General features: G+C 35.5%; 28 protein-coding genes. 26 read left to right on the top strand and 2 right to left on the bottom strand.

What is annotated here, in order from left to right; translation table 11 throughout:
* Positions 1-88 precede the first annotated feature (88 nt).
* A complete protein-coding gene (gene dat, locus ACK4M9_RS10275; protein WP_409850062.1) occupies positions 89-934 on the bottom strand; it encodes a D-amino-acid transaminase in 846 nt (281 codons plus the stop codon).
* 595 nt (positions 935-1,529) lie between these two features.
* On the opposite strand from dat, the gene ACK4M9_RS10270 reads away from it, so the two are divergent.
* The 4 genes from ACK4M9_RS10270 (at position 1,530) to ACK4M9_RS10255 (ending at position 6,832) form a co-directional block, all read left to right on the top strand.
* On the top strand, positions 1,530-4,085 hold the full coding sequence (locus tag ACK4M9_RS10270) for a vitamin B12-dependent ribonucleotide reductase (protein ID WP_409850390.1): 2,556 nt from the start codon (positions 1,530-1,532) through the stop codon (positions 4,083-4,085).
* A gap of 133 nt (positions 4,086-4,218) precedes the next feature.
* The gene (gene splB / locus ACK4M9_RS10265) at positions 4,219-5,244 is read left to right on the top strand and encodes a spore photoproduct lyase (RefSeq protein WP_409850060.1); all 1,026 of its coding nucleotides are present in this window, start codon (positions 4,219-4,221) and stop codon (positions 5,242-5,244) included.
* A gap of 89 nt (positions 5,245-5,333) precedes the next feature.
* The gene (gene mntR / locus ACK4M9_RS10260) at positions 5,334-5,762 is read left to right on the top strand and encodes a transcriptional regulator MntR (RefSeq protein ID WP_409850058.1); all 429 of its coding nucleotides are present in this window, start codon (positions 5,334-5,336) and stop codon (positions 5,760-5,762) included.
* Positions 5,763-5,944: 182 nt separating this feature from the next.
* Positions 5,945-6,832: a patatin-like phospholipase family protein gene (locus ACK4M9_RS10255; protein ID WP_409850056.1), complete on the top strand. Its 888-nt coding sequence runs from the start codon at positions 5,945-5,947 to the stop codon at positions 6,830-6,832.
* 18 nt (positions 6,833-6,850) lie between these two features.
* Here ACK4M9_RS10255 and ACK4M9_RS10250 read toward each other — a convergent pair whose 3' ends face one another.
* Positions 6,851-7,225, bottom strand: coding sequence for an SA1362 family protein (locus tag ACK4M9_RS10250; RefSeq protein ID WP_409850054.1), 375 nt, complete (start codon positions 7,223-7,225; stop codon positions 6,851-6,853).
* A gap of 376 nt (positions 7,226-7,601) precedes the next feature.
* On the opposite strand from ACK4M9_RS10250, the gene ACK4M9_RS10245 reads away from it, so the two are divergent.
* The 22 genes from ACK4M9_RS10245 to xseB all read left to right on the top strand — a co-directional run bounded on the left by ACK4M9_RS10245 (position 7,602) and on the right by xseB (position 23,599).
* The gene (locus ACK4M9_RS10245) at positions 7,602-8,072 is read left to right on the top strand and encodes a YqhR family membrane protein (protein ID WP_409850052.1); all 471 of its coding nucleotides are present in this window, start codon (positions 7,602-7,604) and stop codon (positions 8,070-8,072) included.
* Between the two features lie 251 nt (positions 8,073-8,323).
* Positions 8,324-8,761 (top strand): type II 3-dehydroquinate dehydratase, encoded by a 438-nt coding sequence (aroQ, locus tag ACK4M9_RS10240; RefSeq protein ID WP_409850050.1) that lies wholly within the window; start codon positions 8,324-8,326, stop codon positions 8,759-8,761.
* Complete coding sequence (locus tag ACK4M9_RS10235; RefSeq protein ID WP_409850048.1) at positions 8,761-9,831, top strand: M24 family metallopeptidase; 1,071 nt, start codon at positions 8,761-8,763, stop codon at positions 9,829-9,831. The genes aroQ and ACK4M9_RS10235 overlap by 1 nt, the downstream gene beginning before the upstream one ends.
* Before the next feature lie 15 nt (positions 9,832-9,846).
* Positions 9,847-10,410, top strand: a complete 564-nt coding sequence (gene efp / locus ACK4M9_RS10230) for an elongation factor P (RefSeq protein WP_409850046.1) — start codon at positions 9,847-9,849, stop codon at positions 10,408-10,410.
* A gap of 222 nt (positions 10,411-10,632) precedes the next feature.
* Entirely contained in the window at positions 10,633-11,034 is a 402-nt protein-coding gene (locus ACK4M9_RS10225; RefSeq protein WP_409850044.1) for a hypothetical protein, read from the top strand.
* A gap of 236 nt (positions 11,035-11,270) precedes the next feature.
* Positions 11,271-11,552 (top strand): YqhV family protein, encoded by a 282-nt coding sequence (locus tag ACK4M9_RS10220; protein ID WP_409850042.1) that lies wholly within the window; start codon positions 11,271-11,273, stop codon positions 11,550-11,552.
* A 91-nt stretch (positions 11,553-11,643) separates the two neighbouring features.
* Entirely contained in the window at positions 11,644-12,570 is a 927-nt protein-coding gene (gene spoIIIAA, locus ACK4M9_RS10215) for a stage III sporulation protein AA (protein WP_409850040.1), read from the top strand.
* Entirely contained in the window at positions 12,567-13,079 is a 513-nt protein-coding gene (gene spoIIIAB / locus ACK4M9_RS10210) for a stage III sporulation protein SpoIIIAB (protein WP_409850038.1), read from the top strand. Before spoIIIAA ends, spoIIIAB begins: the two co-directional genes overlap by 4 nt.
* A 26-nt stretch (positions 13,080-13,105) precedes the next feature.
* Positions 13,106-13,309, top strand: coding sequence for a stage III sporulation protein AC (gene spoIIIAC, locus ACK4M9_RS10205; RefSeq protein ID WP_129079017.1), 204 nt, complete (start codon positions 13,106-13,108; stop codon positions 13,307-13,309).
* A 15-nt stretch (positions 13,310-13,324) separates the two neighbouring features.
* Positions 13,325-13,714 (top strand): stage III sporulation protein AD, encoded by a 390-nt coding sequence (gene spoIIIAD, locus ACK4M9_RS10200; protein ID WP_261179262.1) that lies wholly within the window; start codon positions 13,325-13,327, stop codon positions 13,712-13,714.
* A 38-nt stretch (positions 13,715-13,752) separates the two neighbouring features.
* The gene (gene spoIIIAE / locus ACK4M9_RS10195; RefSeq protein ID WP_409850036.1) at positions 13,753-14,916 is read left to right on the top strand and encodes a stage III sporulation protein AE; all 1,164 of its coding nucleotides are present in this window, start codon (positions 13,753-13,755) and stop codon (positions 14,914-14,916) included.
* Positions 14,917-15,207: 291 nt separating this feature from the next.
* Positions 15,208-15,849, top strand: a complete 642-nt coding sequence (gene spoIIIAF, locus ACK4M9_RS10190) for a stage III sporulation protein AF (protein ID WP_409850034.1) — start codon at positions 15,208-15,210, stop codon at positions 15,847-15,849.
* Complete coding sequence (gene spoIIIAG / locus ACK4M9_RS10185) at positions 15,846-16,511, top strand: stage III sporulation protein AG (protein WP_409850033.1); 666 nt, start codon at positions 15,846-15,848, stop codon at positions 16,509-16,511. Before spoIIIAF ends, spoIIIAG begins: the two co-directional genes overlap by 4 nt.
* Before the next feature lie 3 nt (positions 16,512-16,514).
* Positions 16,515-17,087, top strand: a complete 573-nt coding sequence (locus ACK4M9_RS10180; RefSeq protein WP_409850031.1) for a SpoIIIAH-like family protein — start codon at positions 16,515-16,517, stop codon at positions 17,085-17,087.
* Between the two features lie 382 nt (positions 17,088-17,469).
* Entirely contained in the window at positions 17,470-17,817 is a 348-nt protein-coding gene (locus tag ACK4M9_RS10175; protein ID WP_409850029.1) for a hypothetical protein, read from the top strand.
* A gap of 337 nt (positions 17,818-18,154) precedes the next feature.
* Complete coding sequence (gene accB / locus ACK4M9_RS10170) at positions 18,155-18,652, top strand: acetyl-CoA carboxylase biotin carboxyl carrier protein (RefSeq protein WP_409850027.1); 498 nt, start codon at positions 18,155-18,157, stop codon at positions 18,650-18,652.
* 12 nt (positions 18,653-18,664) lie between these two features.
* The gene (gene accC / locus ACK4M9_RS10165) at positions 18,665-20,017 is read left to right on the top strand and encodes an acetyl-CoA carboxylase biotin carboxylase subunit (RefSeq protein ID WP_409850025.1); all 1,353 of its coding nucleotides are present in this window, start codon (positions 18,665-18,667) and stop codon (positions 20,015-20,017) included.
* A gap of 51 nt (positions 20,018-20,068) precedes the next feature.
* Entirely contained in the window at positions 20,069-20,476 is a 408-nt protein-coding gene (locus tag ACK4M9_RS10160) for an Asp23/Gls24 family envelope stress response protein (RefSeq protein WP_409850024.1), read from the top strand.
* 239 nt (positions 20,477-20,715) lie between these two features.
* Positions 20,716-21,111, top strand: coding sequence for a transcription antitermination factor NusB (gene nusB, locus ACK4M9_RS10155; RefSeq protein ID WP_409850022.1), 396 nt, complete (start codon positions 20,716-20,718; stop codon positions 21,109-21,111).
* A 30-nt stretch (positions 21,112-21,141) separates the two neighbouring features.
* On the top strand, positions 21,142-22,002 hold the full coding sequence (folD, locus tag ACK4M9_RS10150; RefSeq protein WP_409850020.1) for a bifunctional methylenetetrahydrofolate dehydrogenase/methenyltetrahydrofolate cyclohydrolase FolD: 861 nt from the start codon (positions 21,142-21,144) through the stop codon (positions 22,000-22,002).
* Between the two features lie 12 nt (positions 22,003-22,014).
* The gene (gene xseA / locus ACK4M9_RS10145; RefSeq protein ID WP_409850018.1) at positions 22,015-23,358 is read left to right on the top strand and encodes an exodeoxyribonuclease VII large subunit; all 1,344 of its coding nucleotides are present in this window, start codon (positions 22,015-22,017) and stop codon (positions 23,356-23,358) included.
* Between the two features lie 10 nt (positions 23,359-23,368).
* Positions 23,369-23,599: an exodeoxyribonuclease VII small subunit gene (gene xseB / locus ACK4M9_RS10140; protein WP_409850016.1), complete on the top strand. Its 231-nt coding sequence runs from the start codon at positions 23,369-23,371 to the stop codon at positions 23,597-23,599.
* Position 23,600 lies beyond the last annotated feature (1 nt).

The raw sequence follows: 23,600 nt of genomic DNA, 5'->3' as shown, positions 1-23,600 counted from the left end.
CATTGTGCCGGATTCCTTGTACAAGCCTCTAAAAGTCGTTAATGTTTTACATCGAAGACAAAGGAAATCCAGCGACTTTCATTTTTTACTACTTTGTTTCTTTATCAATAAAGGCTTTAAAGGCATGTTGCAATTCTTTTGTAATAGTTCCTACTGGGAATGTAGCGTTTATATCGCCAATGATCTTAGTGATGGGAGTGATTTCTTGTGTTGTACTAGTTATAAAGGCCTCATCTGCTTCTAATAATTGTTGCATTGAGAAAGCTTCTTCGTTAACAGTAAAACCATTTTCCTTGGCTAGTTTTATTACGATTTGTCTGGTTATTCCGTTTAAGATTAAATTAGTAGGAGGATGAGTCTGTAGTTGTTTTCCCTTTACAATAAATAAATTTGAAGAAGACCCTTCTGTCAAAATCCCATTACGGTGCATAATCGCTTCATGGCAATCGTTGTCAGTTGCTTTTCTTTTTGCCATTATATTTCCTAATAAATTTATAGATTTAATATCACATCGGAGCCAGCGAATATCTTCCGTTAATAAAACACTTACCCCTGCAAGCTTTTGTTCAGTTGGAAAAGCCATTTCACGACAAAAACCCGTGATGAGACCTTCTACATTTCGTTCATAAAGATGGGCTCGTGGGGAAACGCCACGAGTCATTTGTATGTAAATGATCCCATTGATTACTTTATTTTTGATTTTTAACTCGTTTAATTGTTGCTCTAAAACAGTTTTGTCATACGGTAGCTTTATTTCAAGTTTTGAAGCACTTTCCAAGAAGCGTTGTAAATGCTCTTCCATAGCGAATGTATTGCCTTCGTAAATAGGAATAACTTCATAAATTCCATCACCAAAATTATAACCACGGTCCTCCATATCAATGTTTACATGTTCACGTTTAGTAATTTGATCGTTAAATAAGACGTATGACATATTCAGCCCTCCAAAATTATTTTTTTTTAACGACTAAGTGAATTTTTTAATTACCTTAATCGAGCTATATCAATCTAAATGTAGTTGCAAATGGTTTCTTCGCAACTACATTTAGAACTTAAATAGCGAAAACAATGAATGATGAAATTCATTGCCTATATATAGTGACGGTGAAAAAACATTTTTCATGTGTTATTTAAGAACTATTGTAACAAATTTTTTTAAAAAATTTGTAACTAATTTGTTAAGTCCTTGCGTTTATTAGGTATCGTGTTACTAGCGATTTTTGCAAGTGACAAAATAGTTCATAATTCAGGTTATTTTGCGGTTTAAGTCGAAAATTCTATACTTAACTCAGTTTTTTAATATCTTTTAAAGTTGACAAATATCAATTTCTTCTCTCGCATTACAACATATAGTACTTAGGTATGATAATTACATACTATATATTGATTGATCGTAAATTATGTGTTAATCTAAGACAAGCTATTACAACAATGAGATTTGACAACATTTACTAGACTTGGTAACACTAATTTTAACATTTTGGGAGAAGTAGATGATATTAATCTAAAAGGGGAGAATGCGTGTGGCGATGGCAATGTCAAAAGTGATGAAAATTAATGTGGAAAGGCTTAATGAGGATATTAAACAATTTCCGCAAGTTCATGAAATCACACCGGACATGAAAATTCAAAAAAAAGGTGTATCGAGGCTAGTTATGCTAGACCGATATACTTTTAAAGATACAGAAAAAAAGACACTAAAAGAAGGCGATTTCGTTGTCTTAACTGTTAAACAAGATCCCAAATTTCCGTCACGAGGATTTGGCTTTGTGCAGGAAATTAACTGGGCTAAAAATGAAGTTGAGATTTATGTTGATGAGGAATTTCAAGGCGTTCTTGAAGATCCCCAAGAAATGAAAACAGGAATAGTAAAGAGAGCGATAGACTCAATTGAAAAACCACTAGAGATCTATTATGAACAGATTGCTAAACGAAATGCTACAGGCTTAGCTACTGTTGAAACATCAGAAGAACGTCGACAAAAATCGTTTAATGATTTTTATGAAGAATTAGCTAACTTGAACTTTATCCCTGCAGGTCGTGTGCTGTATGGTGCTGGATCAGGGACAGATGTGACTTACTTTAACTGTTACGTTATGCCTTATGTGAAAGATTCAAGAGGTGGAATTTCTGAGCACCGAACACAAGTAATGGAAATCATGAGCCGTGGTGGTGGTGTTGGAACGAACGGTTCAACTTTAAGACCGAGAAATACGTTAGCTAGGGGAGTGAATGGGAAGTCATCTGGCTCAGTTTCTTGGTTAGATGATATTGCTAAATTAACTCACTTAGTAGAGCAAGGTGGCTCGCGCAGGGGTGCACAGATGATTATGTTGTCAGATTGGCATCCTGATATACTTGAATTTATTATTTCGAAGATGCAAAATCCGCGGATCTTACAATTCTTACTAGAACACAGTGAAGATACACAAATTAAACAACTTGTAAAAGATAAACTGAAATTTACGCCTTTAACTGAAACAGAAAAGGCAATGTACCAAGGTATCCTTAACTATCAAACAATCCCTGGTCAAGGTGGATTTGATGAGAAAGTAAACAATGAAGCTTTAGAGAAACTAACATTGGGTGGGACATATAGTGTAAATAACCCAGAATTTTTAACGGGAGCAAACATCTCTATTTGCTTAACGAAGGAATTTATGTCAGCTGTTGAGAACGATGAAGATTATCCACTGCGTTTTCCAGATGTAGAAAATTATTCTAAAGAGGAAATGGAAGCATACAACCGTGATTGGAACAACTACGGCGATGTACGTGAGTGGGAAGCTCTAGGGTTTAAGATTAGGACTTACCGAACAATTAAAGCACGTGAATTATGGAAATTAGTAAATATTTGTGCAACATACTCAGCAGAACCAGGGATTTTCTTCATTGATAATGCCAATGACATGACTAATGCTGTTAGCTATGGACAGAAAGTAGTAGCGACAAATCCGTGTGGTGAGCAACCACTTGCACCATACAGTGTTTGTAACTTAGCTGCAATTAATTTAGGCGCAATGGCCAATAAAGACACGAAACAGGTCGACTTTGAAAAGCTTAGACGTACCGTAGCAGTAGGAATAAGAATGCAAGATAATGTTATTGATGCGACGCCATACTTCCTAGAAGCTAACACAAAAATGGCTAAGGGAGAAAGAAGGATCGGTTTAGGGGTCATGGGTCTTCATGATTTGTTAATCTATACAGAAACAGTTTATGGTTCCCCAGAAGGCAATAGCCTAATTGATCAAATTTTTGAGGAAATAGCTGTAACTGCATATCGTACAAGCATCGAATTAGCAAAAGAAAAAGGGAGTTTCCCATTTTTACTAGGTGAGTCAGATGCCCAAACACAGTTATTACGTGAAAAGTTTATTAATAGTGGTTATATGAAAAAGATGCCGGAAGATATTCGTCAAGATATTCTAAAATATGGTATTCGTAATTCTCATTTACTAACTGTTGCTCCTACGGGCTCAACTGGAACAATGGTTGGGGTATCCACTGGACTTGAACCATATTATTCGTTCTCGTACTACCGCAGTGGACGACTAGGTAAATTTATTGAAGTGAAAGCCGAAATAGTTGAGGAATACTTAAAGCAAAATCCACATGCGGATCCAAACAATTTACCAGAATGGTTTATATCAACGATGGATCTTGCGCCAGAAGCACATGCTGATGTGCAATGTATCATCCAACGTTGGGTTGATAGTTCCCTTTCAAAAACCGTGAATGCACCACGCGGATACTCTGTAGATCAAGTTCAAGCGGTTTATGAGCGACTTTACCGTGGCGGAGCAAAAGGTGGAACTGTATATGTTGATGGGAGTCGTGATGCACAAGTATTGTCATTGACTGCCGAAGAAAATAATTTTGAAGAAGTTCCATTAACAGAGAAGAAACGCGTAAAAAACCAAGTCGTACTAATTGATACAATTGCTGATTTACGTTCAACCTCTGTTACAATTGGTTCTGAAGTTGGAAATACTTGTCCTGTTTGCCGTACTGGAACTGTGGAAGATATTGGTGGTTGTAACACTTGTACAAATTGCAATGCGCAATTAAAATGTGGACTATAAGGTAAGGGCAGGAGAGAACATACTCGTTCTCTCCTTTTTTCCATTTTTGGTTGTATTTGCTCGTCAACAATTAGAAATTATTGTACACCTTAATAAATAGTACAGCTATTACTATTTAAGGTGGAGAGATAAAATGGAACCGTTTATTCCTCAGTTAGTCTATATTGAACCAAAAGCTCTGGATTATCCACTAGGCAGGGAGCTAAAAGATAAATTCGAAAAAATGGGAATTGAAATTAGGGAGACTACATCGCATAATCAAGTTAGAAATATTCCTGGCGATAATGAAAATCAGGTTTATCGAAATGCAAAATCGACACTAGTAGTTGGCGTACGAAAAACATTGAAATTTGATACGTCAAAACCGTCTGCAGAGTATGCAATACCACTCGCAACGGGTTGTATGGGACATTGTCATTATTGCTATTTACAAACAACGATGGGTGACAAACCTTATCTTCGAACATATGTTAACTTAGAAGATATTTTTGATGCGACGATGAAATATATAAAGGAAAGAGAACCTGAAATTACCCGTTTTGAAGCTGCTTGTACATCAGATATAGTAGGCCTAGACCATTTAACACATTCGTTAAAAAAGACGATCGAATTTATTGGTGAGACAGACCTTGGACGACTTCGTTTTGTAACGAAATATCATCATGTAGATCACTTATTAGATGCAAAGCATAATGGAAATACCCGTTTTCGTTTTAGTCTCAATTCTAATTATGTCATTAAAAATTTTGAGCCAGGTACATCTTCTTTTGATCTTCGGATTGAAGCGGCAGGAAAGGTAGCAAAAGCTCAATATCCTCTTGGCTTTATTTTAGCACCTCTTTATAGGCATGAAGGTTGGGAAGCAGGCTATTTAGAATTATTTGAAAAACTAGAAGCGACTTTACCACACTATGCAACGAAAGATTTGACTTTCGAACTAATTCAACACCGCTTCACAAAAACTGCCAAAAGAACCATATTAAAAAGATACCCTAAGTCTAAATTAGAAATGAATGAGGAAGAAAGAAAATACAAGTGGGGGAAATATGGACGGGGTAAATATGTTTATAAAACTGAAGAAGCAGATGAACTAAAAGAAACGATTGAAGGATATATCCATAAATTTTTTCCAACTGCTAAAACTGAATATTTCACGTAAGGTTGTCCAAAAAAAATGATTATAGTATAATTTTGAAATAGATAATTTATGTAATGATTGGTCTGGAGAGGAAAATCGGAGGGGACACGATGCCAACACCAAGTATGGAAGATTATTTAGAAAGAATTTATTTATTAATAGAAGATAAGGGATATGCAAGAGTTTCTGATATTGCAGAAGCACTAGAAGTCCATCCGTCCTCTGTTACAAAAATGGTTCAAAAATTAGATCAAACTGAGTATGTGATTTATGAAAAATATCGCGGTTTCATTTTGACTGCTAAAGGGAAAAAGATAGGGAAAAGATTAGTTTTGCGCCATGAACTACTAGAAGAGTTTTTAAGGATCATTGGTGTTAGTAACGATAAAATTTATCAAGATGTAGAAGGCATTGAACATCATTTAAGTTGGGATGCGATTGACCGGATTGGCGATTTAGTTCAATACTTTGAAGAAGATAAAAGCCGTATTGACTTACTTAGACAAATTCAAAAGAAAAATGAACCTGAAAAAAAGTGATTAAAAAAGCGGTTGTCCAAAAGGCAAGTATTAGGCATTCTCGTCTAATAATAGACTGTGTTCAAACAGTAGAAGCTGTCCACGTAGGGCAGCTTTTTATTTTTTAGAGTAATAACTTTCAATTAATCACTTAGGCTAAGTGATTGCATATTGTAATTAGAAAGGGTAGGAGGTGGATTAGTTTGGAGTTTGATGGTGTATTTGCTGGTGGTGGAATTAAGGCTATAGCTTTTGTAGGTGCATTACAAGCAATGGAAAAAAAGGGTGCAACGTTTAAACGTTTGGCTGGTACAAGTGCGGGTGGAATTTTCTCTGCCTTAATAACAGCGGGCTACACAAGTAAGGAGATTATTGAAGAAATAGAAAGAGTTAATTTTCAACAGTTTTTAGATCCAAAGCCTTCATTTCTTCCATTTTCTTTTATGAAGTGGCTGGGTTTATATAGACGACTAGGTCTCTATAAAGGAAATGAGTTAGAAGAGTGGCTAGCAGAAATGTTGCAAAAAAAGGGGATTTCAACGTTTGGAGACATCGAGCCTGGTTCGTTACGGTTGATTGCCTCAGATTTGACGAAAGGACGTCTTGCCGTATTACCAGATGATCTACCACAGTATGGTATGGTGCCTGAAAAGTTTTCAATTGCCAGAGCGGTAAGAATGAGTAGCAGTTTACCTTATTTTTTTGAACCAATCAAAATATATGATGGGAAAGGACAACCGTCTATTTTTGTTGATGGTGGCGTTTTAAGTAATTTTCCAATTTGGTTATTTATGAAAAAGAAAGCAATGAGGTTAGATCGGCCAGTGATTGGTTTTAACTTGACGCCAAACCTTGATAAAATTCCGCCGAATAAAATAACTAATGCTGTGGAAATGTTCACTTCTCTTTTTAAAACGATGCGAACAGCCCATGATTTAAGATATATTTCCGAAGAACATGCGAAAAGTATTGTTTTTATTCCTGTTGATGAAGTTAGTACAATTGACTTTGACTTAAAGAAAGAAAACAAGGAAGCATTAATACAAATAGGAAGGGAAGAAACAGAGCGTTTCTTTAGAAGTTGGCATTAAAAAGAAAAAATCGAGCGTCTAAAAAAGAGCTCGATTTTTCTTTTTATTTTTTTTACCCTCAATAACTGTTAAGGTAACGTCAGTACGTTTTTTAACGAGTGGACGAGAAAACTTTTTCGTTTCTTTTTTCTTTTTATGAGGAACAATATTACTTTTTGCTGAAGCTTTGTAGTTCATTTTTCTAGGCTGAGGCTGTGAGCTATAATAATTACCAGAACTAAGTTTATGTGCTAAAAATCTCTTCACTAAAAAGAAAATAATACCTGCAAACAGAATCATAAATAAAGCTTGCTGGATTAATGCGACAGGCTCTGTGTAAAGCCGGTACAATAAACCAATGATTGATAAACCAAGAACACATAAAATAAGTGGATGAAAAGAATATCGAGTCATATTGCTCACCTCCAAGTTTATAAATATATCAATACTTCTTACTAGCTGATACTAAATTTAATAAAGAATGTTTTTAATCATTTTCAATGTTGTTAATTGTATTAATTATTTTATGCGTAAATCCTTTGCATTGGAACACTTTTTTCACGTATATGCTTTATACGTGTTTTTTGTTGAAATTCTCTATATTTTACAATTATCAGAAATTCTTCCTATTAGTTTTATTCTACACGAATTATTTATTTCCCTCTAGAAATTTAAATTTCCTACTATATAATATTCCCAATTTTATCAGCATTTACACTTCTTTTTTTTCACTTTGAAAAAGCTATAGTTTCCATAAATTCGGTCATACTACAAAAGAGGTGATGAGTGAATGGAAAATCTTGAACAAAATAAACGCCAAGAGCCGATGAGTTTCAATGCAACTGTTACATCTATTGGTTTTTTTGGTGGGTTAATCTGGAGTTTCGTAGGTTATTTAGCTTTTTTCTTTAATTTTATTCGTGTAGGTCCAGCTTTGGTGTTAATGCCGTGGGCATTGGGTGATTGGAAAAATGGTTATATAGGACAATTAATAGGGATAGCAGTGATTGGTGTCTTATCTATTGGTGTTGCGTTTTTATATCGTTTTATCTTAGCAAGATTTAATAGCATCTGGCCTGGAGTTGCTTTTGGTTTGGGCTTATGGTTGCTTGTATTCTTTTTGTTAAATCCAATTTTCCCGGATCTAAAGCCATTATTTAAGCTTGATTTAAACACGATAGTCACTAGTTTATGTATTTACATACTATATGGTGTCTTTATCGGTTACTCGATTTCTTATGAGTATAGTGAACGGCAATAGTAGCAAGATGTTAACCTATTCAAAGGTTATATGCTTATGTTAGAATGTCCAATAGGGCATTCTTTTCGTTTTTTTAAGAAAGTATAAATTTTTTTGAATTTGGCTTGATGTCTAGCCAACTGCTCCTGCGGTTACTTGTCGCAAAGCTTGCAAGAATTGCAATCAAGAAGTTGCTTGCTAGAACATTTGCTTGTCGTAGCTAGGCGCTCTGTACTTTTCTTACAAAATAACCCGTACATAGGGGGGAAATGATGAAAAAAATATTAATCTTAAATGGCCCCAACTTAAATAGACTTGGGAAGCGTGAACCACATATTTATGGGACTGAAAAATTAGCAGATTTACAAGCTAATCTAGAAAAACTGGCTAGTCAATTGGGTTGTGAACTTGCCTTTAAACAATCAAATCATGAAGGTGAGATTATTGATTTAATTCACAAGGCTGAAGATAGAGATTATGCAGGCCTAATCATTAATCCGGGCGCATTTACTCACTATAGTTATGCAATCAGAGACGCAATTGCTAGTGTATCATTTCCGACTATTGAGGTGCATATCTCTAATGTACATGCTAGAGAATCTTTTAGACATCAATCAGTAATTTCACCAGTTACTATTGGTCAAATTGTAGGATTAGGAACTAAAGGTTATAAGCTTGCCCTATTGTCATTAGTAAAGGAGGATTTTTGATGGAAAGATTGGTACAACTACGTAAAAAGTTAAAAGAAAACGAAATTGATGGAATTTTAGTCACAAGTAGTTACAACCGAAGATATATTACTGGTTTCACGGGGACTGCTGGTGTTGCCCTTATCTCTGAGAAAGAGGCTAAATTCATCACAGATTTTCGCTATATTGATCAAGCATCTGAACAAGCTGAGAATTTTGAAATTGTTCAACATAAAGCATCTATCATAGAGGAGATCGCAAATCAGCTGAACGAATTGGGGATTAAAAAGTTAGGATTTGAAAAATCATATGTATCATTCGCTCAGTACGAAGAGTATAAAGTCAATTTTGCAAATTCACAACTAGTCCCAGTTAGTGGCATAATTGAAGATTTACGCTTGCTTAAAGATGAACGAGAGATTAAGATACTAAAGGATGCAGCAAAAATTGCTGATGCCGCCTTTGATCATATCATCACTTACATAAAACCAGGACTTACCGAGTTAGACGTCTCTAATGAATTAGAATTCTTCATGAGAAAACAAGGAGCAGCTTCATCATCATTCGATATTATCGTTGCTTCAGGTATACGTTCAGCATTTCCTCACGGTGTTGCAACAAACAAAATCATCAAAAAGGGTGAGCTTGTAACTCTTGATTTTGGCGCATACTATAAAGGCTATTGTTCGGATATAACACGAACTGTCGCTGTTGGTAAACCATCCAGTGAATTAGAAAAAATTTATCAAACAGTATTAGAGGCTCAACTTAGAGGAATGAATGGCATAAAACCTGGAATGACAGGAAAAGAAGCAGATGCTATAACTAGAGATTATATAACAGTACAGGGCTACGGGGAGTATTTTGGTCATTCAACAGGACATGGTCTTGGAATGGAAGTTCATGAAGGGCCTGGATTATCGATGAAGTCAGATACAATATTAAAACCAGGAATGGTTGTTACGGTTGAGCCTGGTATATATATTTCAGGGGTTGGTGGTACTCGTATTGAAGATGATACAGTTATCACAGAAAATGGTAATGAATCGTTAACGTATTCTACAAAAGAATTATTAATTATAGGCGAATAATAGGAGGAGTAACAAATGATTTCAGTAAATGATTTTAAAACAGGTTTAACAATAGAGGTTGATGGAGGTTTATGGCAGGTTGTTGAATTTCAACATGTAAAGCCAGGAAAAGGAGCAGCTTTTGTTCGTTCAAAGCTTCGTAACCTTCGTACAGGAGCGATTCAAGAAAAGACATTTCGTGCAGGTGAAAAAGTTTCTAAAGCACATATTGAAAATCGCCGTATGGCATATCTTTATGCTAGCGGTGACGTTCATACATTTATGGATAATGAATCTTATGAGCAACTTGAATTATCTTCAGCACAATTACAATATGAGTTAAAATTCTTAAAAGAAAATATGGTTGTGCAAGTAATGACATTCCAAGGAGAAACGCTTGGTGTTGAATTACCAAATACAGTCGAGTTAAAAGTGGCAGAGACGGAGCCTGGCATTAAAGGTGATACTTCATCAGGTGGAACAAAGACTGCAGTTCTAGAAACAGGTTTAACAGTACAAGTACCATTCTTTATTAATGAAGGTGAAATCCTCTTAATCGATACTCGTAATGCTGCTTATATGTCTAGAGCAAAAGAATAAGCATTCAGTTGAGTAGCAATTGGGGTAAAATGTAGCAATTAATTTTAAAGTGTATTCAAAAAGCTAATATTGCTAAAAATGGGCCAAGGTCGACTTATGTCGGCCTTTTTTATTTTCCTTTAAAAAAGTTTTAAGAATTTTCAAAAAAATATGCATGAATTTTCAAATATAGGGTATGTATGGGTAAGGGGTTAATAACATATCAAAAAAAGGGGTGTTAACGTGGAAAAGAAAGTAAAGAAATTTAAAGAAGGTTTACAAATTTCTTACTATGAATTCTCGAAGGACATTGTTTGTGTAGAAGTTTATCAGCATGGGAAAAACATGGGCCAATTTTGTTCCGATGTATCTTATTTTGAAGAATGGGATGAGACAGACCTTCTGCAATTAACTGAGACACATATTAAACAAGTAAAGAATGCAAAGATCCCTTCAAATAAAAACCGAAAAAAAATTGCCCAGTATGAACTTGAATATTACAACCATTTTGATGATATGTTTTGTGTAAATGTTTATAAAGATGATACTCAAATCGGAGCTTTCTGTTCCGATCGTTATTCCTTTGAGGAGTGGATGGAGGAAGAAGGAGCCTTATTAAGTGTTATAGAGAGTCAGATAGAGTGATGATATAGGAATAGGATAGAGAATTTAAAAATAAGTGGCATCTGGTTACTTTTTTTAAATATTATAAAGCATCTATTTACACTTTTGTAAGTAGGTGTTTTTTCTGTTCTAATTTAGCTACGTTTTCATAAGCTTGTACTAACCGTATAAAAAAGATGTTTTTCAAAGAAAGAGAAGGCATCTTTTGAAGAAATATTGTCTTCTAGAACTTTAAAAATGTATTTGGGGTGGAGTAAATGAAAAACTGGATTGCGACTGTGGAAACAGCGGTCCTAGGAATGGTTATTTTAAGAATAATTTCTGGGTTAATTGAAATTAGTGCAGCCACACTGATGTTAAAATTCAACTCCGTTGATAAAGCTGTGATGATTAATGCGTCTTTAGCAATCGTAGGCCCAATAGTTCTCATTTTGACGATGAGTATTGGTTTGATTGGCATGGCTGATAAACTTTCATTTAGTAAACTTTTTTTAATAGGATGTGGCGTCTTACTTATTCTAATCGGTGTAAGAAGGTGAACACTTAAAATGAATAGTCATAATATGGTCAAGCATGCATACATTTTTTATAGTAAGACAAGTTCAAGACCTAATGGAAGGCGTGGATGGTATGGATGAAATTTTAGCTGTTTTACCAGAAAAAATTAGGGAAATAGTTGTGAACTTACCTCCTAAAATGAAGGAACGAATTGAGGAGGTAAGAATTAGAATTTCTAAACCTCTTGAAATTGTGATTGATGGTAAACCAGTTTTCCCAACCCGTCTTGACACTCAATATTTAATTTCTGCAAGTGATGCTATCCACTTACTTAATCAATTAAGTGATTACTCATTATATGCGCTTGAAGAAGAGCTGAAAAGAGGCTATATAACGATTCGTGGTGGCCATCGTGTCGGACTTGCAGGGAAAGTAATTACTGAAAAAGGACAAGTGAAGGCAATTCGTGATATTAGTTCTTTTAACATTCGAGTCGCCCGTCAGAAAATTGGTGTTGCTGAAATGTATACCCAGAATTTATACACCAATGATGAGTGGCATAACACGCTAATCATTGGTCCGCCTCAAACTGGAAAAACAACTATTCTCAGAGATCTAGCGAGAATTATTAGCGAGGGCAAACAGCATATACCATCAATGAAGATCGGTATTGTTGATGAACGCTCTGAGATTGCTGGATGTGTAAAAGGGATCCCACAACACCGCTTAGGAAATCGAGTAGATGTACTAGATGCTTGTCCTAAGGCTGAAGGAATGATGATGTTAATTAGATCTATGAGCCCTCAAGTATTAATTGTTGATGAGATCGGCAGAGTTGAAGATAGTGATGCAATTATGGAAGCTATCCACTCAGGTGTGAAAATTATAACAACCGTGCATGGGAATAGGTTGGAGGATGTTATGGATCGGCCAACTTTAAAACAACTACTTAACATGAATGTCTTTACACGTTGTATTGAATTGACTAGGGGATTTCAGCCTGGCAAAGTAAAGCGGATCAGGGATGGAAACGGAAAAGATGTGGTGAGATTACTTTGAAGATTTTAGGAGCTATTTTAATTTTAATTGCTACGACATGGGTGGGATTTGAGTTTGCGAAAAGGTTAACTGAGAGACCGCGTCAACTTAGGCACTTAAAAGTTGCTTTGCAATCATTAGAGTCCGAAATTATGTACGGACTTACCCCACTAGCAGATGCTTGTGATCATATTGCTAAACAACTTCCGAAGCCATTAACTTACTTTTTCACTTGTTTTTCCGAAAGACTAAAGATGGGAGAAGTTAGTGTACATAGAGCTTGGGAAGAAAGTTTAAAAGAAACATGGCATTTAACAGCTTTGTGTAAAGGGGAATTGGAAGTGATGAGTCAGTTTGGTGCCACATTAGGTCAGCATGATAGAGAGCATCAACAAAAGCAAATTCGTTTGACATTAAACCATTTAGAAAGGGAAGAAGGAGACGCGATTGAGTCCCAGAACCGGTATGAGAAAATGTTAAAAAGCCTTGGTTTTTTAACAGGATTGTTAATTGTCATTTTGATGATGTAGGGTTTTAGGCTAAGGAGGAGAGTACCATGGGCTACGATGTTAACACAATATTTCAAATTGCAGGGATTGGGATCGTTGTTGCGATGATCCACACAGTATTGAAGCAAATGGGTAAAGAAGACTGGGCGCATTGGGTCACGTTGATTGGATTTGTTGTTGTTCTTTATATGGTTGCTTCGATCGTTGATAACTTGTTTCAGAAAATTAAGGGTGTCTTTCTCTTTCAATAAGGGAGGTGTTGGGCCATTGAAATTATACAGATAGTCGGCTTAGGGTTAATTACTACGTTCTTAGCCCTTGTAGTAAAGGAACAGAAACCGATATTTGCATTCTTATTAACAGTTTTCGTAGGTGTATTAATTTTCATTTTTCTAATTGATCAAATTTATATGATCGTAACAATGCTTCAAAAAATAGCTGTAAATGCAAATATAAATATGGTGTATGTCCAAACAATTTTAAAAATTATCGGAATTGCTTATATTGCAGAATTTGGAGCACAAATTGCTAAAGATGCGGGGCAAGGCGCGATTGCTTCAAAAATTGAATTGGCTGGTAAAGTATTTATTCTGGTCATGGCTATCCCGATCATTACAGCTATCATTGAAACCGTTATTGGACTACTGCCATACTAACGAAAATTCCTGGGATTTCTAAGATAGGGGTTTATATCATGAAAAAAATAGTTGTTTTAGCAATCGTTATGTTCTTTCTCGTACCTATTGTAGCATTGGCAGAACCACAACCCCAAGAAAATCTAGTAGAACAGCAGCTTTCGCAATTAGGAGTAGATGAAATTAGAGAATATTGGGAGCAAATCGTTACTGAATATGGCGGTTTTCTTCCTGAAAATCAAAAAGGATCATTTATGGAATTTGTTCGTGGAGAAAAGAAGTTTTCACTAAAAGAGTGGATGTTAGGTTTTGTCCGTTACTTTTTTCACGAATTAATTGTTAATGGTAAGTTACTAGGAACGTTAATTTTACTAACGGTATTTAGTATGATCCTACAAAATTTACAAACAGCTTTTGAAACAAATGCGGTCAGTAAAGTAGCGAATGCCATTGTGTATATGGTGTTGATGATCATAGCGATTAATAGTTTTTATGTAGCTGCGACATATGCACAAACGGCGATTTCTTCGATGATTAATTTTATGATTGCTTTGTTGCCATTGTTATTAGCACTTCTAGCTTCAATCGGAAGTTTAACGTCAGTAGCATTGTTCCATCCGTTAATTATATTTTTAGTGAATACGAGTGGACTCATAGTCCAGCATTTCGTATTACCACTTTTATTCTTATCGACGTTATTAAGCCTTGTTAGTACTCTAACAGATCATTATAAAGTGACCAAGCTAGCCAACTTATTACGAAATATTAGTATAGGAACGCTCGGAATTTTTCTAACAATATTTTTAGGCGTTATTTCTGTACAAGGAGCAGTTACTGCTGTTGCAGATGGAATAACAATTAGAACAGCAAAGTTTGTTACAGGGAATTTTGTCCCAGTAGTTGGCCGTGTATTTACAGATGCCGCTGATACAGTTATGGGTGCGTCAATATTGTTGAAAAATACAGTTGGAATTGTTGGACTAGCTATACTCCTTTTAATTTGTGCTTTTCCAGCAATAAAAGTTTTAACGCTAGCGATTATTTTTAATTTAGCCGCAGCGGTCCTTCAGCCACTTGGTGGTGGTGCTATTATTAATAGTTTATCAATCATTGGAAAAGCGGTTATTTTTATATTTGCTGCCCTCGCGACAGTATGTTTAATGTTCTTTCTAGCGATTACGATTATGGTTGCTGCAGGGAACTTATCACTGATGATGAGGTAACTAAAATTAATGTGGCGCTTTTTTACTACAGAAAATTACCGTATATGCGGGTTAATGAATATCTAAAAAGTTTTATAAATGGGGTGAGTTGATGAATAAGGTTGAATCAATAAAAGAAGCGGGTACTACTATATTTTTATCAATATTCGTTATCGGTTTATTGTATTTCTTTATCCATTTATAAAAGAGCCTCTGAAAACATGTATAGAGGAAGCGATTTCCGCTCCCTTTTAATTAGTAAACTAACTTTCTTTACAAATGGATTTCCACACTAAAAAGGGGAGGGTAGCGATGCAGCTATTAACAGAATGGATAAGCAATATAATTTTACTAATCCTTTTAGCAAGCGTATTAGAACTCCTCCTGCCTAACTCAAGTTTGCAAAGGTATGTAAAGATGGTCGTTGGTTTGTTGTTACTAGTTATAATCTTGACTCCACTAATTTCAATTTTTACGAAGGATGTTGATAGCTGGGTATCTTCAATCGGCTTATCAAACCACCTTGAAGAAAAAAATGTACAATTTTCATTAGAAAATAAGAAAAAAGAAATACAACAGGTAACTCTTGCATATATTTCAGAACAGGTGGCTGTCCAACTTAAGAGACAAGTAGAAGAGGAGATGATTACAAAGTTTGATAAAGAAGTTGTAGAAGTGATGGTAGATTTAAACGATTTTTTAGAAGAAGATGACTATTTGAATAGCATTGTTCAAGTATCAATTTTACTAAAAAAGGTTGACAGCGACATAGAAGAAGGAGACAAAACAGTCCCAGTCGTTGCCCTCGTTGAGATCGATACGAGTAAAGGAGTAGAGCCTTTGCAAGAAACAACAACAAATAAACAGGAAATTCTTCAATATCTAGCAACTACTTGGACTATACCAATAGAGAAAGTTGAAGTTTTAATGGAAGGAGGGAGTTTAGATCAATGACCCAAAAGGAGCAAAATGGCCAATGGTTAAAAAAACTTTTTGCAAATAACGATGATAGAAAAAAACGAAGTAGTCCACTACAATATTTAGCTATCGTTATGTGTGTAGGTCTTGCGTTAATGATCTTTAGCAATTTCTCAAAATCTAGCAGCTTACAAGAAGGTATACCAGTGTTTAAAGATGAGTCAAAAGAAACTGGTGAGTCCGTACCGGTCTTCACAAGTAAAAATTCTAGTGATGAACCAATTACGATGCAAGACTATGAATATAACTATGAGAAACAACTGAGAGATGCCCTTGAAGAAATTGTTGGAGTTTCTGAGGTGACAGTTATGGTTAATCTAGCAGAAACTGAAACGAGAGTATTCGAAAGAAATAAAAGCATCAAGGAGCAAAAAACGAATGAGACTGATCGCGAAGGTGGTAAGCGAAATGTTGAAGATACCACTCGTGAGGAAGAAGTTATTATCATTCGAACTGGTGATAAAGAAGAGGCGCTAGTAGCGAAAACAGAAAAACCAAATATAAGAGGCGTTCTCGTTGTCGCTAGAGGAGTCGAAAACATTCAAGTGAAAACTTGGGTAGTAGAAGCTGTGAGTAGAGTGTTAGACGTGCCTTCTCATCGAGTTTCAGTTCTACCAAAGAAAACAAAGGAGGAATAAAAAATGGTATTAAAAAGACAAACAGTTTGGTTGCTTACAATGCTTAGCTTAATTATTGTATTATCGGTGTACTATATTACATCTCCAATGCAGGATCAGTTAGCGTTTGTTGGTGAAGAAGAAAAGCAGGGCGAAAATAACAATACTTTTGTAGAGTTTGAAGAGATTACAGAAGAATCAATGGAAGAGTTGTTTGGTGACAAAATTTTAACTAGCTTTACAAATGATGAAGTATTCAACTCAATTCGTTTAGAGCGCAGAGAGGCAAGAGAAAGAATGAATGAGGATTACGTTGCAGTTATTGCTTCAGTAGAGGCATCAGCCGATCTTCAAAGTCGAGCATTAGATAATATTGAACACCTTCATGTTTTAGCGCAAAAAGAAGAAATGCTTGAAACCTTAATTAAAACAAAGGGCTATGAAGATGTTTTAGTCATTGCTGAAGGTGATGAAGTGAAAATTATTGTTAAAGCTAATGAACTATCTAGAGAAGAAGCGGTAACAATTAATTTAATGGCTCGCGAGCAACTTGGTATTGATAATATTGCTGTCGCTTTCCAACCAACTACAAAGTAAGCAAAGAAGATTGGTCTTACGGACCAATCTTCTTTTTAAATTTTGTCAGTCAATATTATCAATCAAGGTTGTGAGCGGGAAATTATGAATGGATGAATAATAATAAATCAGCCTATTTTGGAATAATGCTATTGATAAGGTGCAATTCTAAATTAATAGTGGTATAATACGACCTTGGTAAAGTAAAGGAAATATAACAAATTTTACTCAAATTAATTTCATAATCTTATAAAAGTAACCTGATTGTGCAACATTAGTTAAGAACAGTTTAAATCAGCTATAGTTGTAACATAGTGGTATTGAAAAAGGTTTGTGAAATTGATTAATGGATTAAAGCCAACTCATCTACATTTAATTTACTTATTGTAAGGGAGAGATCATCATGCAATGGACTGACTTAACAGAAGGCGCCAAAGCGGTACTAGAACAGACAAGAAATATGAAAAATGATCAAATTCAAATTGTTGAGTTTGAAGTCGGTTTCGAGCAACAGTTCGAAGCATCAGATAGCGAAATATACAACGTCTCGATTCAAGAAGAAGATTATCAATCATTGAAAAAATATACTCAGGAAAACGAGTATGGTGATAAGTTTCATATGGCAAGAAATAAGAATATTGTAAAAATTATTTTGTTGGAAAATGGAAAAATACCGGAAAATCTTTCAGAATTCCCTGTTTTTAAACAATATAAAAATGATAGTGTAACAGCAACGGAAGAACAAGAATAACCATTTTTTAGATGACTCAAAGACTGGGTCATCTTTTTTGTGCAGATTTTTTCGGGTATATTTGAGAAATGCTTCTATACTAGTTTTAATAACAGTGCGGTGAAACGAGTTTCCTGATATTGATATTCTAGGTTGAGAAGAAGAGCTGATGGCTGTTTTTTTGGACTTTATTTAAAATTACGATTCTTTAGTAGAAAAAAACCTTTTAAAATGATAAATTTTAAGGTAGCATTGAATTAGTACTAAGTCATAAGACAAAGTAATTAGGATGTCGTTGTAAAAAGTATAAAACCGAGTTGAATAAGAAATGATGGAGAATAACGAGGAGTGAAGAAACATGATGAAAATTCAAGATATTCGCGAATTAATAAAGGCTATTGATCAATCAAGTATTGAAGAATTTAAATACGAGCAAGAAGGTACCAAAATAACTTTAAGAAAAGAACGAAAAATTTTTGAACAAGCGCAGCAGTTCGCTCAGCAAGCTCCAGTACAAATTCCACAACAACAAATCATCCCTACTGAACAACCGCAAGTTGTTAATAGTGTAGACAAAGAAGTGAAGCAAGAAACACCTGTTCCCCTGGGAACTAATTTACATAAAATAACATCCCCGATGGTTGGAACCTTTTATGCATCACCGTCACCAGATTCTGATCCTTATGTAAAAGTAGGGGATAAAGTAAAGAAAGAATCAGTAGTATGTATTGTTGAGGCAATGAAACTTATGAATGAAATTGAAGCAGAAATTAAAGGGGAAATTGTTGAAATCCTTGTTGAAAATGGGCAACTTGTCGAGTACGGTCAAGAGCTATTTTTAGTGAAACCGGAATAGGGGAGAAGCTAAATGATAAAAAAATTATTAATTGCCAACCGAGGGGAAATTGCCGTTCGAATTATTCGGGCCTGCCGTGAGATGGGGATAGAAACTGTTAGCGTTTATTCCGAAGCTGACAAAGACTCATTGCATGTTAGATTGGCCGACGAAGCTTATTGTATTGGCCCTACAGCTTCAGCAAAAAGTTATTTAAATTTCACTAATATTATGAGTGTTGCTACATTAACTGAAGTTGATGCCATTCATCCAGGATATGGATTTTTAGCTGAGAATGCTGACTTCGCTGAGATTTGTGCTGAATGTAACATTATTTTCGTTGGACCTAGCCCAGAGGCTATCAATAAAATGGGAACGAAAGATGTCGCAAGGGAAACGATGAAGCAAGCGGGAGTTCCGATTGTTCCTGGTTCAAATGGAATTATCAAAGATATTGATGATGCCCTAGCTATTGCCAGTGAAATAACTTTTCCGGTCATTATCAAAGCGACAGCTGGTGGTGGTGGAAAAGGAATTCGGGTTGCTAGGAATAAAGAAGAGCTCATAAAAGGTGTTTCAATCACGCAACAAGAGGCTCAAACAGCATTTGGTAACCCAGGTGTCTATATTGAAAAGTTTATTGAAGATTTTCGCCATGTTGAAATCCAGGTTTTAGCAGATAACTATGGCAATGTCGTTCATTTAGGAGAAAGAGATTGCAGTATTCAGCGCCGCCTCCAAAAACTATTAGAAGAAACACCTTCACCGGCAATTACAGAAACGAAACGAAAAGAAATGGGCGATGCAGCTGTATCTGCTGCCCAAGCAGTTGGATATTCTGGAGCTGGAACTGTCGAGTTTATTTTTGATCATCATACAGGTGATTTTTACTTTATGGAGATGAATACGAGAATTCAAGTAGAGCACCCTGTTACTGAAATGGTCACTGGTATTGACTTAATCAAACAACAGATATTAGTTGCTTCAGGTGAACGGTTAGAATTTACTCAAGAGGATATTACGTTTAATGGCTGGTCAATCGAGTGTCGAATTAATGCTGAAAACCCTGATAAAAACTTTATGCCCTCTCCAGGGAAAATTTCGATGTACTTGCCACCAGGAGGTTTAGGTGTTAGGGTAGATTCAGCAGCTTATCCTGGTTACACCATCCCCCCATTTTACGATTCAATGATTGCAAAAGTAATCACTTATGGGGCAACTAGGTCAGAGGCAATTGCGAAAATGAAAAGAGCTTTACAGGAGTTTGTGATTGAAGGCATTGATACAACAATTCCTTTCCATCTAAAATTGTTAGATAACGAAACATTTGTAAGTGGTGACTTTAATACAAAGTTTTTAGAAATTCATAATTTAACTGGTAAATAAATAATGGTAAAATTGGATTGTGTGATGGACTATCCATAGGAGGTTATAATAATGACAGAAAAAAATCACGTAATTGATCTCGAAGAGCAACATGAAAAACTAGGTAAAGTAGAAATATCCCCAGAAGTTATTGAAGTTATTACGAGTTTAGCAGCGGCTGAGGTTGAAGGTGTTGCTACAATGAGAGGGAATTTTGCGACTGGAGTTGCCGAAAAACTAGGTAGAAAAAGCCATGGTAAAGGTGTCAAAGTCGATTTAGGCCAGGATGGAATTTCAGTAGATGCTTATGTAATTGTAAAGTATGGCGTATCGATCCCAGAGGTAGCACGAAAAATCCAGGATAATATTCATCAAACACTAAAAACAATGACGGCAATAGATTTAAGCGCAGTAAATATTCATGTAGTTGGAATTCAGCTCGAATCACAGCAGGTAGTTGTAGACACTAATCAAGAATAAGTAGAAACGAGGATGACTCTAGGGGGTCTGCCTCTTCCAAGTTGCTCACTATGGAAGATGTATGCCCTTTCCTAAAAGTCGTCCTTTTTTTGGCGAATGTTTTGGACATGCTTTTTCTTAATATATTTAGGCGGTTTTTTAAATACTAAATACATTGAGTTGTGTAATGAGGGACAAGAATGTGGTATGATCAAGTTTAGAAAAATGGTATTAATGTATTTTAAAGGAGATATTTACATATGAAAAGAAGACTTGCTAGAATTAAAGCGGTTCAATCACTTTTTCAAGTGGATATGAGTGGAACTGATAAAGAGGAAGCAATAAGTAACGTATTGGAAGATAATGAACAGAAAGATTTATTTTTAGACAAGCTAGTTTCTGGTACGCTAGAACATTTAGAAGAGATCGACCAAATTTTTATAGGTAATTTGCAAAACTGGAAGATCGAACGTGTCGGAAATGTAGATCGCTCAGTAATCCGAATGGCTATTTTTGAAATGAAGTATTTGGAGGATATTCCTGTCAATGTTTCGCTTAATGAAGCAGTTGATGTAGCAAAAAGTTTTGGTGGGGAAGAAAGCGGTCGTTTTGTGAACGGTGTTTTATCAAAAATAGCTGAAACATTAAAAGTATAAAAAGTCCGAAAGTCAAAGGGGGAAATAAGGATGTCAGCAATCGTAATTAGTGGTAAAGATTTAGCGAAAGAAAAAAGGGGACAGATGAAAGAAGAGGTAGAACTATTGGTGAAAGAAGGAGTTCAACCAGGCTTAGCTGTTATTTTAGTAGGGGAGGATCCTGCAAGTCAATCTTATGTTAAAGCAAAGCAAAAAGCTTGTGAGGAAATCGGCATATACTCTGTTCTTCATAAGTTAGATGACTCTATTACTGAAACTCAACTATTAGAAGCAATTCAATCATTTAATGACGACCCACGTATTCATGGAATTTTGGTTCAATTGCCATTGCCAGCCCATATTTCTGAAAAGGCAGTAATTGAAAGGATTAGTCCAGATAAGGATGTAGATGGTTTTCATCCAATCAGTGTAGGAAAAATGATGATCGGTGAAGAAACATTTCTACCATGTACTCCATTCGGAATTGTTGAAATGATTAAGTCTCAAGGAATTACAATCGAAGGCAAGCATGTAGTAGTTGTTGGCCGTAGTAATATTGTTGGCAAACCAGTTGGACAATTACTTCTTAATGAAAACGCGACTGTTACGTATTGTCACTCGCGTACTAAGGATATGAAGTCTATTACAAAACAAGCAGATATTCTTGTTGTTGCTGTAGGAAAAGCAAACTTTATTGACGCAAGTTATATTAAAGAGGGTAGTGTTGTTATCGATGTGGGTGTAAATCGTTTAGATACGGGCAAACTTTGTGGAGACGTCGTTTATGATGAAGCGAAAGAAGTTGCTTCGCATGTTACCCCTGTTCCTGGTGGAGTTGGGCCGATGACGATTACGATGTTACTATTTAATACAATCCAGTCTGCAAAAAAATTATTGGTAAGTGTGAAGTAAGGAGAGGTTCGGATGTCAAATGATCAAATTTTTACGATATCAGCGTTAAATAAGTACATAAAACGAACATTTGACAATGATGAAATCCTACAAAATATATGGATAAAAGGTGAGATTTCTAATTTTAAAAAACATAGCAGGGGGCATATGTACTTTACAATTAAGGATGATCATTCAAAAATTCAAGCGGTTATGTTTGCGGGCAATAACCGCTTCTTGAAGTTCATTCCTGAAGACGGGATGAACATCATTGTTCGTGGCAATGTTACAATTTATGAAGCAACTGGACAATATCAAATTTATGTTAATGAAATGCAACCAGATGGTGTCGGAAACTTGTATTTGGCATATGAGCAGCTGAAAAAGAAGTTAGAGGCGGCTGGTTATTTTGACGATCAGTATAAAAAACCTTTACCAAAAATCCCTAAAGAAATTGGAGTCATTACATCATCAACAGGTGCTGCCGTTCGTGATATTATTACAACGCTCAAAAGACGCTTTCCGAGTGTTACAATTACATTATTTCCAGTTCTTGTGCAAGGATCAGAAGCCCCTAATTCAATTGCAAAAGCGATTTATCAAGCAAACCAAACAGAAACTATCGATGTATTAATAGTTGGTAGGGGGGGAGGCTCGATTGAGGAGCTATGGGCGTTTAACGAGGAAGTTGTTGCTAAAGCAATTTTTCAATCAACAATTCCGATTATTAGTGCAGTAGGACATGAAACCGATATTACGATTGCCGATTTTATAGCAGATAAACGTGCCGCGACTCCAACAGCAGCAGCCGAATTAGCTGTTCCAAATTGGGAAGATCTTCATGAAAAAATAGGACAACGAAAAATTCGGATTCAAAGAGCGATTGCTAAAAAAATCGAAACTGAACGAAAAAAGCTAACTAATCTACAGAAGTCGTATGCATTCCGTTACCCAGAACAACTTGTCAAACAAAAGGAGCAGCAATTAGATCGTTTATTCGATGATTTACAGCGAAACATGCTGCAATTAATCGAAAGGAAAAGAACGGCTTTACTTAATATTGAAAAGGATGTACAAAGAAATCATCCTAAAAGCTACATTGCAAAGGCAAGGGAACAGCTAGAAAAAAATGAAACCCTTTTAAGACAACACGTTAGTTCAATAAAAAAAGAGAAGGAATTTCAATTTAAGCATCTTACTACGAAATTAGAAGCATTAAGCCCATTAAAAATCATGACACGGGGTTATAGCTTAGCATATAAGCAAGATGGGACATTAATTAAAAGTATTTCAAACGTAACTGTTGGTGAGCCATTAACAATTGAGTTAAAAGATGGGGCAGTTTCATGTCAAATTAAAGATATTGAAAAGAAATGAGGTGTAGAGCATGAGTAAAAAGAAAGAATTGTCCTTTGAAGAAGCAATGGAAAAGCTGGAGGAAGTTGTTGAAAAGCTTGAACAAGGGGATGTACCTTTAGAAGAAGCGATATCAATGTTTCAGGAAGGAATGACTTTATCTAAACAATGTCATGATAAATTAAAATCAGTTGAAAGCAGTATGGATCGTATTCTGCATGCAGACGGAAAAGTTGAACTAACAACGTTTCAGGAGGAGTAAC

Source organism: Anaerobacillus sp., assembly GCF_046314235.1.
Classification (GTDB): Bacteria; Bacillota; Bacilli; order Bacillales; family Anaerobacillaceae; genus Anaerobacillus.
This window is presented reverse-complemented; position numbering and strand designations above follow the sequence as displayed.

What these genes read in the sequence shown, in the direction of transcription:
- ACK4M9_RS10250 (WP_409850054.1), bottom strand. Translation starts at nt 7,225, where the DNA reads ATGACTCGATATTCTTTTCATCCACTTATTTTATGTGTTCTTGGTTTA.
- spoIIIAF (WP_409850034.1), top strand. Translation starts at nt 15,208, where the DNA reads ATGCAGCTATTAACAGAATGGATAAGCAATATAATTTTACTAATCCTT.
- ACK4M9_RS10245 (WP_409850052.1), top strand. Translation starts at nt 7,602, where the DNA reads ATGGAAAATCTTGAACAAAATAAACGCCAAGAGCCGATGAGTTTCAAT.
- xseA (WP_409850018.1), top strand. Translation starts at nt 22,015, where the DNA reads ATGTCAAATGATCAAATTTTTACGATATCAGCGTTAAATAAGTACATA.
- aroQ (WP_409850050.1), top strand. Translation starts at nt 8,324, where the DNA reads ATGAAAAAAATATTAATCTTAAATGGCCCCAACTTAAATAGACTTGGG.
- splB (WP_409850060.1), top strand. Translation starts at nt 4,219, where the DNA reads ATGGAACCGTTTATTCCTCAGTTAGTCTATATTGAACCAAAAGCTCTG.
- spoIIIAE (WP_409850036.1), top strand. Translation starts at nt 13,753, where the DNA reads ATGAAAAAAATAGTTGTTTTAGCAATCGTTATGTTCTTTCTCGTACCT.
- ACK4M9_RS10175 (WP_409850029.1), top strand. Translation starts at nt 17,470, where the DNA reads ATGCAATGGACTGACTTAACAGAAGGCGCCAAAGCGGTACTAGAACAG.
- accC (WP_409850025.1), top strand. Translation starts at nt 18,665, where the DNA reads ATGATAAAAAAATTATTAATTGCCAACCGAGGGGAAATTGCCGTTCGA.
- accB (WP_409850027.1), top strand. Translation starts at nt 18,155, where the DNA reads ATGATGAAAATTCAAGATATTCGCGAATTAATAAAGGCTATTGATCAA.
- nusB (WP_409850022.1), top strand. Translation starts at nt 20,716, where the DNA reads ATGAAAAGAAGACTTGCTAGAATTAAAGCGGTTCAATCACTTTTTCAA.
- spoIIIAA (WP_409850040.1), top strand. Translation starts at nt 11,644, where the DNA reads ATGGATGAAATTTTAGCTGTTTTACCAGAAAAAATTAGGGAAATAGTT.
- ACK4M9_RS10220 (WP_409850042.1), top strand. Translation starts at nt 11,271, where the DNA reads ATGAAAAACTGGATTGCGACTGTGGAAACAGCGGTCCTAGGAATGGTT.
- efp (WP_409850046.1), top strand. Translation starts at nt 9,847, where the DNA reads ATGATTTCAGTAAATGATTTTAAAACAGGTTTAACAATAGAGGTTGAT.
- ACK4M9_RS10180 (WP_409850031.1), top strand. Translation starts at nt 16,515, where the DNA reads ATGGTATTAAAAAGACAAACAGTTTGGTTGCTTACAATGCTTAGCTTA.
- dat (WP_409850062.1), bottom strand. Translation starts at nt 934, where the DNA reads ATGTCATACGTCTTATTTAACGATCAAATTACTAAACGTGAACATGTA.
- xseB (WP_409850016.1), top strand. Translation starts at nt 23,369, where the DNA reads ATGAGTAAAAAGAAAGAATTGTCCTTTGAAGAAGCAATGGAAAAGCTG.
- ACK4M9_RS10160 (WP_409850024.1), top strand. Translation starts at nt 20,069, where the DNA reads ATGACAGAAAAAAATCACGTAATTGATCTCGAAGAGCAACATGAAAAA.
- spoIIIAG (WP_409850033.1), top strand. Translation starts at nt 15,846, where the DNA reads ATGACCCAAAAGGAGCAAAATGGCCAATGGTTAAAAAAACTTTTTGCA.
- spoIIIAC (WP_129079017.1), top strand. Translation starts at nt 13,106, where the DNA reads ATGGGCTACGATGTTAACACAATATTTCAAATTGCAGGGATTGGGATC.
- ACK4M9_RS10270 (WP_409850390.1), top strand. Translation starts at nt 1,530, where the DNA reads ATGGCAATGTCAAAAGTGATGAAAATTAATGTGGAAAGGCTTAATGAG.
- mntR (WP_409850058.1), top strand. Translation starts at nt 5,334, where the DNA reads ATGCCAACACCAAGTATGGAAGATTATTTAGAAAGAATTTATTTATTA.
- folD (WP_409850020.1), top strand. Translation starts at nt 21,142, where the DNA reads ATGTCAGCAATCGTAATTAGTGGTAAAGATTTAGCGAAAGAAAAAAGG.
- ACK4M9_RS10235 (WP_409850048.1), top strand. Translation starts at nt 8,761, where the DNA reads ATGGAAAGATTGGTACAACTACGTAAAAAGTTAAAAGAAAACGAAATT.